At 46.4% G+C, this 13,594-nt stretch carries 12 protein-coding genes and 1 rRNA gene; 6 read left to right on the forward strand and 7 right to left on the reverse strand.

The features are described from left to right. Positions 1–167: 167 nt before the first annotated feature. Positions 168–419: a type B 50S ribosomal protein L31 gene (locus tag T538_RS0107805; RefSeq protein ID WP_031533043.1), complete on the forward strand. Its 252-nt coding sequence runs from the start codon at positions 168–170 to the stop codon at positions 417–419. Positions 420–474: 55 nt separating this feature from the next. Here T538_RS0107805 and T538_RS0107810 read toward each other — a convergent pair whose 3' ends face one another. The 4 genes from T538_RS0107810 to truA form a co-directional block, all read right to left on the reverse strand. Beyond that, the gene (locus T538_RS0107810) at positions 475–678 is read right to left on the reverse strand and encodes a hypothetical protein (RefSeq protein ID WP_031533042.1); all 204 of its coding nucleotides are present in this window, start codon (positions 676–678) and stop codon (positions 475–477) included. 5 nt (positions 679–683) lie between these two features. Beyond that, positions 684–1,325, reverse strand: coding sequence for a DUF3256 family protein (locus T538_RS0107815; RefSeq protein ID WP_051655957.1), 642 nt, complete (start codon positions 1,323–1,325; stop codon positions 684–686). A gap of 69 nt (positions 1,326–1,394) precedes the next feature. Continuing rightward, positions 1,395–2,315, reverse strand: a complete 921-nt coding sequence (locus T538_RS0107820; protein ID WP_031533039.1) for a DMT family transporter — start codon at positions 2,313–2,315, stop codon at positions 1,395–1,397. 13 nt (positions 2,316–2,328) lie between these two features. Beyond that, positions 2,329–3,084 (reverse strand): tRNA pseudouridine(38-40) synthase TruA, encoded by a 756-nt coding sequence (gene truA / locus T538_RS0107825; protein WP_031533037.1) that lies wholly within the window; start codon positions 3,082–3,084, stop codon positions 2,329–2,331. A gap of 773 nt (positions 3,085–3,857) precedes the next feature. On the opposite strand from truA, the gene T538_RS0107835 reads away from it, so the two are divergent. Continuing rightward, entirely contained in the window at positions 3,858–4,436 is a 579-nt protein-coding gene (locus tag T538_RS0107835; RefSeq protein ID WP_155993065.1) for a hypothetical protein, read from the forward strand. Positions 4,437–4,515: 79 nt separating this feature from the next. On the opposite strand, the gene T538_RS0107840 is transcribed toward T538_RS0107835, so the two are convergent. Then, positions 4,516–5,712, reverse strand: a complete 1,197-nt coding sequence (locus tag T538_RS0107840) for an acetate kinase (RefSeq protein ID WP_031533035.1) — start codon at positions 5,710–5,712, stop codon at positions 4,516–4,518. A gap of 31 nt (positions 5,713–5,743) precedes the next feature. Further along, positions 5,744–6,754 carry a phosphate acetyltransferase gene (gene pta, locus T538_RS0107845; RefSeq protein WP_031533034.1) on the reverse strand — a complete coding sequence of 337 codons (1,011 nt, stop codon included), beginning with the start codon at positions 6,752–6,754 and terminating at the stop codon, positions 5,744–5,746. A 344-nt stretch (positions 6,755–7,098) separates the two neighbouring features. Here pta and hflX point away from each other — a divergent pair, with 344 nt between their 5' ends. The 3 genes from hflX to T538_RS0107860 all read left to right on the forward strand — a co-directional run bounded on the left by hflX (position 7,099) and on the right by T538_RS0107860 (position 11,818). Further along, positions 7,099–8,364, forward strand: a complete 1,266-nt coding sequence (gene hflX, locus T538_RS0107850; RefSeq protein WP_031533033.1) for a GTPase HflX — start codon at positions 7,099–7,101, stop codon at positions 8,362–8,364. A 2-nt stretch (positions 8,365–8,366) separates the two neighbouring features. Next, positions 8,367–10,091 (forward strand): DUF4954 family protein, encoded by a 1,725-nt coding sequence (locus T538_RS17110; protein ID WP_051655958.1) that lies wholly within the window; start codon positions 8,367–8,369, stop codon positions 10,089–10,091. 83 nt (positions 10,092–10,174) lie between these two features. Continuing rightward, positions 10,175–11,818, forward strand: coding sequence for a fumarate hydratase (locus tag T538_RS0107860; protein WP_034538949.1), 1,644 nt, complete (start codon positions 10,175–10,177; stop codon positions 11,816–11,818). Positions 11,819–11,873: 55 nt separating this feature from the next. Here T538_RS0107860 and T538_RS0107865 read toward each other — a convergent pair whose 3' ends face one another. Then, a complete protein-coding gene (locus T538_RS0107865) occupies positions 11,874–12,413 on the reverse strand; it encodes a very short patch repair endonuclease (RefSeq protein ID WP_031533029.1) in 540 nt (179 codons plus the stop codon). A gap of 1,109 nt (positions 12,414–13,522) precedes the next feature. Between T538_RS0107865 and T538_RS0107870 the strand changes: the two genes are divergently transcribed. Then, positions 13,523–13,594 (forward strand): 16S ribosomal RNA (locus T538_RS0107870); the annotation flags it as partial.

Here is a 13,594-nt window from a genome sequence, read left to right on the forward strand (position 1 = left end):
ATTGCGTACATATATAAAGGTGGCTATATTGCTAAAAAACAATGTCAAAAGTTTGGCGGTTTGTTTAGAATGCACTATCTTTGCACCCTGTTAAAGTGACCATTACACACTTGTTGTTACCAAACAATAAAGTTAATAGAATATAAAAACAAAAAATATAAAGAAAAATGAAAGAAGGTCTTCATCCAGAAAATTATCGTCCTGTAGTATTCAAGGATATGTCAAACGGCGATATGTTCCTTTCACGCTCAACTGTTAAGACAACTGAGACTGTTGAGTTCGAGGGCGAAACTTATCCAGTGTACAAGTTGGAAATCTCAAGCACATCTCACCCATTCTACACAGGTAAGAGCAAGCTTGTTGATACAGCTGGTCGTGTTGATAAGTTCATGAGCCGTTACGGTAAGGTTAAGAAGTAATTCCTGCTTATTAGCATAATAAAGCCTCTCTTTTTCAAGGGAGGCTTTATTGTTTTTATATCTGTCTTAGTTTTTCTTCCAGAATTTTCCTGAACGATTCTTTCTTTTCTTCGTGTGTGGTGGCATCGGCTTCTTCCTGACTGAGCCATTGCTCAAAGGCTTCGAGGGCCTTCATTCGTGCCATGCTCTTGCCGGCGCGCATTCCGCTGCCGTATTGCGTGTGGGGCAGCAGACTTCGGTTAAAGTTTCCGTCGCTCATGTGTTTCAGTCTTTTTTAAGAAATGCGTTGTTTCTCCAGTTGTATGTCAGCGGATTTTTTACGAATGGCGACACCTCGTTGCGGTCGTCGCGGTTCATCTCGCCTATGTTAAGCGTAAAGGCAAGGTTCCCGTCGTTGTCGAAGGCGGCAGACTGTAGGAAGATGTCTATTTTCTCGGTCAGACGGTCGTACTTCTCTTCGCTGATGGTGTCGGGACGCTGTGCCATGTATTCGCTCAGTTTTGGCAGGGTGATGTATTTGTCGCGCTTCAGTTCCTGCTTCCAGTCGGAAGTGAAGAAGTGGATGTTGCTGAACTGCTTTAGCGAGTCGCCCAGAGTGCGAATCATGCAGATTATCTTAGTGCTGTCGTTTACAGGCAGAAGTTTCATCTCCAGAGTGTAGCCCTTAGACAGTTTCATCTGCGTGTAGTCGTCGGTCAGTCTGGTCATCTCGCATTGGTTGTCCAAGCGGTTCTTTACGATGGCGCGCATCTTGCTGTCTATAAAGTCAATGCAGTCGGCCTTGTTCACCTTTGTAAGGTAAGGCATCACGCTGTCGGGCATGGCTACAAAGACGTCGCGCATTTTCTGCGCATATCCAGTCTGAACCATGAGGCAGAGTAGTGCCATTATAATGTTTTTCTTCATTTTTTTCGGTTTTGATTTTGCAAATATAACACTTGTCTGCGTATTATGTGCATTTGTAGTGCCATTTTGTTAGCGCGTGCCCAGATACAGGAACACCATTCCCAGAAGCACGAGGAAGAGGTCGAGAGCCTTGCTCTTCCTGTTCTTTTCGTGAAAGACGAGTGCTCCGAAGAAGAACGAAACGATTACGCTTCCGCGGCGCACCATGCTGACGATGCTAATCATAGCTCCGTCGAGGCTGAGGCTGTAGAAGTAAACAAAGTCTGCCGCGCTCAGGAAGAGCGAAATCAAAACGATGCACCAGTCCCAGTGGAATGGGGTAGTGCTCTTGCGCTTAGGATACCACAGCAACAGCATCATCGCTCCCATCATAAAGAACTGGTAGATGTTGTAGTAACTCTGTACCGCCATCTTGTTCAGTCCCACGCCGCCGTTTTGTGGTGCTGCCATCAGATACTTGTCGTACAGTCCGCTTATTGCTCCGAGGACGCTTGCCAGCACCACGAACAGAATCCATTTGTCGTGCTTGAAGTCGATGCCTTCCTTCTTTCCGCTTCGGCTAAGCATGAAGAACGATACCACGGCGAGAGCCACGCCAATCCATTGGTATATGTTCAGACGCTCGCCAAATACCAGCAGCGCGCCCACGAGCACCATTACAGGGCGTGTGGCGTTTATAGGGCCTACAATGGTTAGTGGCAGATGCTTCATTCCGAAGTAGCCGAAAATCCACGAAGCCAGAACGATGAACGATTTTAGCAGAATGTATTTGTGCACGTCCCATCCGCCGTCGGTCTGAACATAGAAGGTGGAGCAGTCGCAGATGCTTCCATTTGCAGATGCTATTATAAAAGGTATAAATACGAGGCTCGAAAAGAGCGTGTTCAGAAACAGAACGGGTATCACCGCGTTATCCTTCAGCGATTTTTTCTTGAACACATCATAGAATCCCAGCAGAGCAGCCGAGAGAAAAGCAAATAATAACCACATTGTATTGAAAATGTTAATTTACGAATATGTCTTCGGGATATTCAATGTCTACCAGAAACAGGGCGTGTCCGGGTGCGCTGCTTCCAGCCATGCAACGGTCCTTGCCCTCGACTATGCGGCGGAATCCGTCCTCGTCGAGTTTGCCTGCGCCCACATCGAGCAGAGTGCCCACGATGGCGCGCACCATGTTTCGCAAGAATCTGTCTGCCTTGATAGTAAAGACCCATCTGCCGTCGTTGAGCGGAGTCCATTCTGCCTGCATAATCTTGCAGATGTTAGTCTTGGCATCGGTGTGCAGCTTGCTGAAGCTCGTAAAGTCGCTGTACTCGAACAGAATCTTAGCCACGCTGTTCATCTTGTCGAAGTCGGGTGCTTTGCCAAAAATACGCGCCGTATAGTTGCGGTTGAACAGTTCCTTGCTTGTTGTGACGTAATATTTGTAGGTGCGCGATGTGGCGTCGAAACGTGCGTGTGCATCGGGCTTTACCTCCCTTACGTTGTATATGGTTATGTCGGGCGGCAGAATACGGTTCAGTTTGTCTTTCAGCCAGTTGAGGTCGAGTTTCTGCTCGCTGTCGAAGTGTGCCACCATCAGCGCGGCATGAACGCCGGCATCCGTGCGTCCTGCCCCCACGACCTGAGTGTCGGTGCGCAGAATGGTTGTCAGAGCCTTCATAAGCGTTTCCTGCACGCTTATTCCGTTTGGCTGAATCTGCCATCCGTGGTAGGCAGCTCCGTCGTATCCTAAATAGATGAAATATCTTTGCATAATCGGGTGCAAAATTACAAAAAATATTTCAAACTGTTATACGCCAAATCAATACGCCGCCTTTGTTTTGGCTGTTTCTGGTGTGGTTTTGTTCGGGATTCCTTCGAGATGCGTTCGGGACATTTCTCTTTTCTGCCGATTCCGATGCGGACATGGGGCGATTTTGCCCTGTTTTGGTATCTTTTTAGGGCGTTTTTTGTGTCTGTTTTGGTGCTATTTGCCTTTGTAGAAAAATGTAAGTAATTGATAATAGGAACTTTAGCATATAGAACGTTTCAGCGTTTCAGCGTTTCAGTTAGTCCTTGAGGGGTTTCATTTTTCTTTTCTTTATTATATAACTTATTTATTATTAATTAGTTATATATATTATAAGGATGGTTTGAAATAAAAATATACCCCTTGAAACACTTGAAACGCTGAAACGCTGAAACGCCAGATGCCGTTAGCAAGAAAACGTAGAATGGGTTTTAGGGTAATTTAGTGAAACTGTTTCAGGACTTCCAATATGTGTTGTGATGATTTGTAAACAATCGAGCGGAAAAACGAAGAATCAAGCTCTTTTGTCTTTCTTTTCTGCTCTTGGTTTCTCGCTATGTTTAAAAAAAGTTGGTTGAAAATAGGCTCAAACAAAAAAAAAAATTGTATATTTGCGACCATAAATACAATAATTTGAAAGACAAGTTTAAGGCCGTGGAAGTTTAAACGATTATTCGTTTATTATGACGGGGATTATTGAACTTGATATTTATTCCATAAGCCATAAGCTAATAAACATGAAAAAACTGATATTATATGCATTATTACTATTTTCGGCATCAATAGTAAATGCACAAAAGACGAGCCGTTATTTGGTATTTACCTTTGAAAAGAAGTGGAAGGTAAATAGAAATTTTTGCGATGGCGGAAATTATCTATGGATTATCCCATTTGATTCTTGCTCCAATAATTTATCTTCGTTTAAAGATAAAATGAAGCCTCTGTTTGCTGCTGAATATCAAGTGGCAGAATTGCTTGATTCTATGGTGAATAAACGAAGTCTGGGCATTTGGCCTGTAGATGAAGATGATTATAAAAAGCCAGTTCTGAAAGAATTGAGGCAGAATCGCAGATTAGTTCAGAAGATAAAAACAGATTACACTTGTCCCAAAGACCAAATGACTGTTTTTGTCTATGTTACCCCAATAACTGCTACATGTCAGATTCAGAAGTTTGGCCACAAACAAAACGATGTTTGTTACTTTAATACGAATCCATTGACATGGAGTGAGTTCTGGAATTTGCCACAACGTGAATTACAGAGAATTACGTATTGCGACTTCTTTGATTTTGATTTTGTTGTCTCTGCACAATAAAAGACCTGCATATATAACCAAAAAGGAGATGAACCTTTTTCGGTTACATCTCCTTTAATATTTAAAAGAATATCTTCTTTTACTTTGCAAGAGCCTCTGTATCCATTGCAATCATCAGCTCCTCGTCGGTTGGGATTACAACAACCTTAACCTTAGAGTCGGCAGCAGAGATGATAGCCTCCTCGCCGTGGATTGAGTCGTTCTTTGCAGCATCAAGCTTGATACCCATGAACTCCAAGCCCTTACATACCTCGGCACGGCAGATAGTGTGGTTTTCGCCAACACCGCCGGTGAACAATACCACGTCAACGCCACCCATTGCAGCAGCATACTGGCCGATGTACTTCTTGATGCGGTAGTAGTACATGTTAAGAGCCAACTGAGCACGCTTGTTGCCCTCTTTTGCAGCGGCAGTAACCTCGCGCATATCGCTTGACACGCCAGAGATGCCAAGAAGACCTGACTTCTTGTTCATAATTGTGTCCATCTCGCTTGCCGACAGACCCTCGTGGTTCATAAGGAACGGAACGATGGCAGGGTCAATCTCGCCGCAACGAGTACCCATCATCAAACCCTCGAGTGGAGTAAGACCCATTGTTGTGTCGATACACTTGCCATCTACAACAGCAGAGATAGAACCACCGTTACCAACGTGGCATGTGATAATCTTAGAGCCTTCAGCCTTGATGCCAAGGAACTCGCATACACGCTGTGAAACATAGCGGTGTGATGTTCCGTGGAAGCCGTAGCGACGGATGGCATACTTCTCGTAATACTCGTATGGAAGTGGATACATGTAAGCGTAGTCTGGCATTGTCTGGTGGAATGCAGTATCGAATACACCTACCTGTGGAATGTTTGGAAGAAGAGCCTTAACAGCGTTTACGCCCTTAAGGTTTGCCGGGTTGTGAAGAGGGCCGAGGTCGTTGCAGCTCTCGAAGATGTCGAGAACCTCCTTAGTAAGGATAGATGACTTTGTAATCTTAGCACCGCCGTGGAGCATACGGTGACCAACAGCGTCGAGTTCCTCAAGGCTCTTGAGCGCGCCGTACTCAGCGTTTGTAAGAGCGTCGAAAATCATCTGTACGCCCTTTGTGTGCTCTGGGATGTCCTCCTCGATAACCTTCTTCTCGCCGTTAGGCAGAGTAATCTTCAGGAAAGAGCCTGCAAGACCGATTTTCTCGATACCACCCTGTGCAAGCACCGACTTGTCGTTCATTTCGAACAACTTGTATTTGATTGATGAACTACCACAGTTCAATACAAGAATCTTCATCTGTTTAGAATGTTTTTTATTTCTGAAAAAATTAGTTCTTAGCATCCATTGCCTGACATGCTGTGATTGCAACCATCTTGTAGATGTCGTCAACAGAACAGCCGCGGCTGAGGTCGTTTACTGGTCGTGCGATACCCTGAAGGATAGGGCCGATAGCATCAGCACCGCCCAAACGCTGAACAAGCTTGTAACCGATGTTACCAACCTCGAGGCATGGAGCGATGAGAACGTTAGCCTTACCTGCAATTTCAGAGCCCGGAGCCTTCTTCTGGCCAACCGATGGAACAAGTGCAGCATCAGCCTGAAGTTCGCCGTCAATCTTCAATGATGGGTCAAGCTCCTTTGCAAGCTTAGTAGCCTCTACAACCTTGTCTACAACCTCGTGCTTAGCAGAGCCCTTTGTTGAGAACGAAAGCATGGCAACGCGTGGGTCTGCGAATCCTGCTACGCTCTTTGCAGTCTGTGCTGTACAAACGGCAATCTGTGCAAGCTGGTTTGCATCTGGCATTGGAGTAACGGCAACGTCGCCCATTACAACCACGCCTTCCTCGCCATACTCGTTAGCCTTAGTGATGAGAAGCATTGCGCCTGATACGCAAGAGATGCCCGGAGCACACTTGATAATCTGAAGTGCTGGACGAAGAGTGTCGCCTGTTGTTGACAATGCACCTGAAATCTGACCGTCGGCATCACCGCTCTTGATGATAAGGCAGCCGAAGTAGAGAGGGTCGAGAACCTTCTTGCGAGCCTCCTCGATAGTCATGCCTTTCTTCTTGCGTAGTTCGAAAAGAAGCTGTGCATACTCCTCAGTCTTCTCAGAAGTGGCTGGGTCGATGATTGTAGCCTTGTCGATGTTCTTCAAGCCAAGTTTGCTTGCAAGTGCCTTTATCTCAGCCTCTGCACCGATAAGGATGATGTCTGCCAAGTTGTCGGCAAGAGCCTTGTCGGCAGCTGTAATTGTACGCTCTTCCAAACTCTCAGGAAGTACTATGCGCTGCTTGTTTGACTGCGCACGAGCAATAATGCTTTCAATTAATGCCATAATATATATGTATTTTTGTTAATTAAATATTTCGCGGTCTAAAAAAATCCTTTGCAAAAATATATAATTTTGCTAAACAAAGATAGCAAAATCGGTAAATATTTGTAAAAAATATTCCGAAATAGTGAACGCACACTATTTAGCGCGCGCCCTCTTTTTGCCGATATTAAAAAGTGAATAGGATATTCGGCATTTATAAACAAAGAGGCGGCACTCTGCCAAATGTTCCGCCGCCGCCGTTAAAAACCGCGCGAAACGAATATTTTCTCAATTTTTGTTGCTATATTTGCAACTTACTATTCCGCTGCGGAATAAATGCTTAAACATAAAATGTTTTTTACTAAATGAAGGAATTCGTAATATCTGAGGCACAGGCCGAAACTGCAATTCTTGTTGGTCTTATAACGCAAAAACAGGACGAACGCAAAACAAAGGAGTATCTTGACGAACTTGAATTTCTGGCAGATACTGCCGGCGCTGTTACTGTAAAGCGTTTCACTCAGCGTTGCGATGGCCCGAGTGCTGTTACATATCTTGGCAAGGGTAAGCTTGAGGAAATTCGCGACTACATTAAGATGGAGGAAGATGCCGAGCGGCCCATAGGTATGGTCATCTTCGATGATGAACTTAGCGCAAAGCAGATTCGCAACATCGAGCAGGTGCTGCAAGTCAAGATTCTCGACCGCACATCCCTAATCCTCGACATCTTTGCAATGCGCGCCCAGACAGCAAACGCCAAGACGCAGGTCGAACTGGCGCAGTACAAATATATGCTTCCGCGACTAACCCGTCTGTGGACACACCTTGAGCGTCAGGGCGGTGGCTCTGGCTCGGGCGGCGGAAAAGGCTCGGTGGGATTGCGTGGTCCGGGTGAGACTCAGCTCGAGATGGACCGCCGTATCATCCTTAACCGTATGTCGCTGCTGAAGAGCCGACTGGCAGAGATTGACCAGCAGAAGACAACCCAGCGAAGCAACCGCGGACGCATGGTGCGCGTGGCTCTGGTGGGATATACCAACGTGGGCAAGAGCACGCTCATGACTCTGCTGAGCAAGAGCGAGGTCTTTGCCGAGAACAAACTGTTTGCAACCCTCGACACAACGGTTCGAAAGGTGGTTGTAGAGAATCTGCCGTTCCTTCTGAGCGATACCGTCGGATTCATCCGCAAACTGCCAACCGACTTGGTCGATTCGTTCAAGAGTACGCTCGACGAGGTGCGCGAGGCTGACCTCCTGCTGCACGTCGTAGACATCTCTCATCCCGATTTCGAAGACCAGATAAAGGTCGTGGAAAAGACTCTCGCCGACCTGAAGTGTGCCGAGAAGCCAACGATGATAATCTTCAACAAAGTCGATGCCTACACTTATGTGGCAAAGGACGAGGACGACCTCACTCCGCGCACAAAGGAGAATATTCCGCTCGACGAACTGATGAACACTTGGATGGCAAAATTAAACGAGAACTGCATCTTCATCTCGGCCAAGAACAAGACTAATTACGACGAACTCAGAAAGATAATTTACAATAAGGTTCGCGAACTTCATGTGCAGAAGTATCCGTACAACGATTTCTTGTACCCGAAACTCGACGAACTGACATCCGAAGAATAGTTATGAGAAACCTAACAGAGGCTGAAATTGCCGCCCTTGAGCATAACGGCTGTGTTGCCGACGACTGGAGCAACGTTAAGGTGTCCCACTCGTTTGGCGCGGCAGAAAGCCGTATTCGCAATGTAGAGTTCTTCGGATGCGTTAATCTGGGCTGTTTCGATTCCGATGTTGAGGCCGATGGCGGCGCGGTGCGAAAGTCGGGCATCTTCAATGCCTGCCTCGAAAACGTGACCGTTGGCGACAATGCCTACATTCGTAATGTCGGCATCATCCGCTCGCAGAAGTCGGCCCGGACAGCTTGGGGCAGAAAGATTGCCGTTCTGTGCGAGTCGGGCGACGAGAACGTGGTGCTTCATCCTTGGCTATCGGCTCAGGAGGCAGCCATAATGGTTCAACATTCCGATGAGATGCAAGATTATATGGCTGGCATCGCGGAAGATGGTAGCCACTCGCTCGATGATTTTGCGCGCATCGGTAACAATACGGTGATTATCAACGTAAAGACGATAGAAAACTCTAATATCGGCGACGAAACAAAAATTGTAAATGCCACACGCATCGAAGGCTGTGAGATTTCTGACGGAGCAGAGATTGGCGATAATGTGATATGCCGGAACAGCATCGTCTGCCGTTCGGCTTCTGTTCAGTCTGGCGCAACCGTAGACAGTTGCTTTGTTGGCGAGGCGGTCGAGATTTCTTCGTACTTTTCGGCAACAAATTCCCTGTTCTTTGCCAACAGCATCATGAGCAACGGCGAGGCTTGTGCCGCTTTTTGCGGACCATTCAGCGTGAGTCATCATCGCTCGTCGCTGCTTATTGGCGGAATGTACTCGTTCTACAACGCAGGTTCGGGAACAAATTACAGCAATCATGCCTACAAGAGCGGTGCCGTGCATTACGGATTCATGCGCCGCGGAGCCAAGACGGCATCGGGTGCACACATCCTTTTGCCAGCCGAGATTCCGCCGTTCACAATGATTATGGGCAAGGTTACTAACCATCCGCAGCTGGCAGATTTTGCCTTCTCGTATCTCATTGCCGATGCCGACAGACTTTGGCTCGTGCCGGGCATCAACTTCGCAACCCTCGGCACTTATCGCGACGTAAACAAGTGGAAAAAACGCGACGGCCGCATCGGAAACAAGGGCATCGACCATATTGAGTACGATTTTCTTCATCCTTACATCTTGCAGAAGGTGATGCGCGCATCTGCCAAACTGAAGGAGTTGGAGAGGGCTTGCACGGGCGATGTATATGCCATCGACGGCAAGACGAGCATCAGGCGAAGCGCGATTCTGAAAGGCATAAAATATTACGACTGTGTGCTGAAGATGGGCTTCGGCTTGTATCAGAATATCGATGGGCTGAAAGATGCCTGTGCCTTGGCTGATTCTGTTGAGTGGGCTGATGTTCAGGGATTGTTCTTGCCTGTCGAAAGCATTGGTAGAATTGCTAAGACTGCCAAAAATCCGCAGGAGATGAAAAATCTTGTAAATCAGGCTAAAGACGAAAGCAAAGCCGTTGCCGACAGTTGGATGGCATCGGCAATGGCGCATTTCTACAACGTGGCAAAAGTTGATGGAAAGACAATCGAAACGGCAAAGCACGATGCTCTTGCGGCACGCTCAAAATGGATTGAATTGATAAAGGAAGATGCCAAAAAGGAGGCTGCCTTGGGCGATATTCCGCCAAGTGTCCTCGAAGCAACTTTGGCAAGCATAAAATGACGGCTTATTATTTGTTGGAATAAAAAATTAAATTATAACTTTGCGCAAAGCAATTTAATAAACAAACGAAAAATATGGCTAATATACCAGAATTCAAGTACGCTCCTATGTTCCAGTTGGGCAAGGACGATACTGAGTACCGTTTGCTCTCAAAGGAGGGCGTTTCAGTAGGCGAGTTTGAAGGACATGAGATTCTGAAGGTCTCAAAAGAGGCTCTCACGCTGCTTGCACAGCAGGCTTTCCACGATGTGGAGTTCATGCTGCGCCGCGAGCACAACCTTCAGGTTGCCGCAATTCTTAATGACCCAGAGGCATCAGAAAACGACAAATACGTTGCATTGCAGTTCCTTCGCAATGCCGAGACAGCATGCAAGGGCATTCTGCCTTTCTGTCAGGATACTGGTACTGCCATTATTCACGCCGAGAAGGGACAGCAGGTTTGGACAGGCTTCGAGGATGAGGAGGCTCTCTCACGCGGCGTGTTCAACACATTCACACAGGACAATCTGCGCTATTCGCAGAACGCTCCGCTTAACATGTACGACGAGGTGAACACTCGCTGCAACCTTCCTGCACAGATTGACATCGAGGCTTGCGAGGGCGCAGAATACCGCTTCGTGATGGTTGCAAAGGGTGGCGGCTCTGCCAACAAGACATATTTCTACCCGATGACAAAGGCTACAATCCAGAACGAAGGCACTCTCATCCCATTCCTTGTAGAGAAGATGAAGAGCCTCGGAACAGCCGCTTGTCCTCCTTATCACATCGCATTCGTAATTGGCGGTACTTCGGCAGAGAAGAACCTTCTTACCGTAAAACTCGCTTCAATAAAGTATTACGACAATCTGCCTACAACAGGCGACGAGACTGGCCGCGCGTTCCGCGATGTTGAGTTGGAGAAGAAGCTTCTCGAAGAGGCTCACAAAATTGGTCTTGGCGCACAGTTCGGCGGTAAGCATCTTGCTCACGATATCCGCGTGGTTCGTCTGCCACGCCACGGCGCATCTTGCCCAATCGGTATGGGCGTAAGCTGTTCTGCAGACCGTAACATCAAGGCTAAGATTAACAAGGATGGTATCTGGCTCGAGAAGATGGATTCAAACCCATCAGAACTCATTCCTGAGGAATATCGTCGTCCGGGCGAGGGCGCAAAGGGCGTTGAGATCGACCTCGACAAGGGTATCGATGCCGTTCGTGCCGAATTGTCTAAATATCCGGTCAGCACACGCGTAAACCTTAAGGGTACAATCATCGTTGCGCGCGATATTGCTCACGCTAAACTCAAGGCTCGTCTTGACGCAGGCGAGGCAATGCCTGATTACTTCAAGAACCACCCAATTCTGTATGCAGGACCAGCCAAGACTCCAGAGGGCTATCCTTGCGGCTCTATGGGACCGACAACTGCCAACCGTATGGACCCATACGTTGACGAGTTCCAGGACAACGGCGCATCTCTCGTGATGATTGCCAAGGGTAACCGTTCTCAGGTGGTTACCGATGCCTGCAAGAAGCATGGCGGATTCTATCTCGGTACTATCGGAGGTGTTGCTGCTGTTCTTTCACAGAGCAGCATCAAGAGCATCGAGTGCGTTGAGTATCCAGAACTCGGCATGGAGGCTATCTGGAAGATTACAGTAGAGGATTTCCCTGCATTCATCTTGGTAGATGACAAGGGCAACGACTTCTTCCAGCAGTTGAAGCCTTGGTGTCCAAACTGCAACAAGTAAGAATCTGATTTACATTAAAATAGAAGGCTGCATTCCGTTGAGAGTGCAGCCTTTTTTATTCGTCCATTCCATAGCCGTCTGATAAGTCTTCGGCAACGAGCATCGATTCTTCCTCCTCAATAGTGTAGTCGGGTGCATTCTGATGTCCGAAATAGATGTAGTTCAGCGTGTACGACAGCGAGTTGAGCGTCTGCTCACGCATTTTCGGTTTTAGCTGACATTCCCATATCGTTATCGAGTACCAGCCCATGTCCGACAGTTTTCGCTTCACGGCATCGTCGCGCTGAATGTTGCGCCTTATCTTCTTAACCCAAAAGTCCGTGTTGCTCTTCGGAATCTTGCAGCAATCCGAGCTCTCCAATCCCAATTCGCCCTCGTGCGTGTTATGTCCGTGCCAGAAGCATCCGTTCACGAAAATGCACGCCCTGTATTTCCGCAGCACGATATCCGGCTTTCCCGGCAGTCGCGGATGGTTCAGTCTGTATCTGAAACCGTGACTCCACAGAAAACGCCTCACCACCATCTCTGGCTTGGTGTCCTTGCTGCGTATGGCAGCCATGTTCTTATGTCGCTGCTGTGGAGAAAGTTTGTCCATTTCTGCTTAAACCGATGTCTTTTCGAAAGCAAAAGTAACATTTTATTCTTTAACTCCGCCTGTTCGGCTGCATTTATGGGAAATAGATCGTCTAACTGATAAAGATTTGTTTTGACCTACTCAGATATACCTTGCCTATAACTTGGATATACCTTCCCTCTATCTTCCCTCTACCTTGCTGCTATATTATATTCTCCAAAATATAATTCGTATTACAATTGTCTTTTATTCTCAGATTGAGTTACTTTATTTTGTTTTGCACCTTTTTCGTGCCTCTTGCTATCCTCTTACTACCCCCCCCCTTGCTATCGGCTTACTTCAATTCCTCTCGTCAATTGAATTCTGAAATTTCAACCTATCCATCACCTAATCTGGCAATAGCCAACATATAGCCAACATATAGCTAACATATAACTTACATATATCCTGCATATACCCTGCATATAGCTTCCCTATACCTTGCCATCATTTTGTATTTACCAATAGAATAATTCGTATTATAATTGTCCTCCATAAGTCCTCAGCAATTATGAATTGTGAATTTTCAATTATGAATTCTTTGACTACCATTTGAATTGCTTCCCCGTATCTTGGACGTTCCTAGGACGTACCTACGACGTTCCTTCGACGTATCTTGAATGTACCTTGAATCTATCTTCTGTCTTGCTACCATCTTGCTACCATCTTCCTACCTTCTTCCTACCCACTATTTTGTATTTACCAAAAGGCAAAAACGCTTCCGTTTTCTACAATTTTGAATTGTGAATTATCAATTATGAATTGTCAATTCTGAATTGTGAATTTCTATTATATTATGTGTAAATACGGATTTTTGAAAAATATTTAAAATTTCTTAAAATTTCTTTCCGAAAAGTTTGGCAGTTCGGAAAAAGGCGGTATCTTTGCACTCGCTTTCGGGAACGAGGCGAGCCGCCAAGGTCAGCGACTAGTGAAGGAAGCGAAATTAAGAAAGAGTTCATTGAAAGATTTACATAGACGAAGAAGTACAGGAGCTGTGAGCTAGTTAATACTAACTCACGGGTAAAAAACAAGATACGAACTGTCAATTCGATTTATCGGAGCTGAGGAAATTAAACAAATTATATTTTACAATGAAGAGTTTGATCCTGGCTCAGGATGAACGCTAGCTACAGGCTTAACACATGCAAGTCGAGGGGCAG

This window comes from Bacteroides sp. Ga6A2, from assembly GCF_000702225.1.
In the GTDB taxonomy this organism is placed as follows: domain Bacteria; phylum Bacteroidota; class Bacteroidia; order Bacteroidales; family Bacteroidaceae; genus Ga6A1.

Bases quoted from the DNA above. Each gene is read 5' to 3' on its own strand.
- T538_RS0107840 (WP_031533035.1), bottom strand. From the start codon at position 5,712: ATGAAGATTCTTGTATTGAACTGTGGTAGTTCATCAATCAAATACAAG.
- T538_RS0107805 (WP_031533043.1), top strand. From the start codon at position 168: ATGAAAGAAGGTCTTCATCCAGAAAATTATCGTCCTGTAGTATTCAAG.
- hflX (WP_031533033.1), top strand. From the start codon at position 7,099: ATGAAGGAATTCGTAATATCTGAGGCACAGGCCGAAACTGCAATTCTT.
- pta (WP_031533034.1), bottom strand. From the start codon at position 6,754: ATGGCATTAATTGAAAGCATTATTGCTCGTGCGCAGTCAAACAAGCAG.
- truA (WP_031533037.1), bottom strand. From the start codon at position 3,084: ATGCAAAGATATTTCATCTATTTAGGATACGACGGAGCTGCCTACCAC.
- T538_RS0107865 (WP_031533029.1), bottom strand. From the start codon at position 12,413: ATGGACAAACTTTCTCCACAGCAGCGACATAAGAACATGGCTGCCATA.
- T538_RS0107810 (WP_031533042.1), bottom strand. From the start codon at position 678: ATGAGCGACGGAAACTTTAACCGAAGTCTGCTGCCCCACACGCAATAC.
- T538_RS17110 (WP_051655958.1), top strand. From the start codon at position 8,367: ATGAGAAACCTAACAGAGGCTGAAATTGCCGCCCTTGAGCATAACGGC.
- T538_RS0107835 (WP_155993065.1), top strand. From the start codon at position 3,858: ATGAAAAAACTGATATTATATGCATTATTACTATTTTCGGCATCAATA.
- T538_RS0107820 (WP_031533039.1), bottom strand. From the start codon at position 2,315: ATGTGGTTATTATTTGCTTTTCTCTCGGCTGCTCTGCTGGGATTCTAT.
- T538_RS0107815 (WP_051655957.1), bottom strand. From the start codon at position 1,325: ATGAAGAAAAACATTATAATGGCACTACTCTGCCTCATGGTTCAGACT.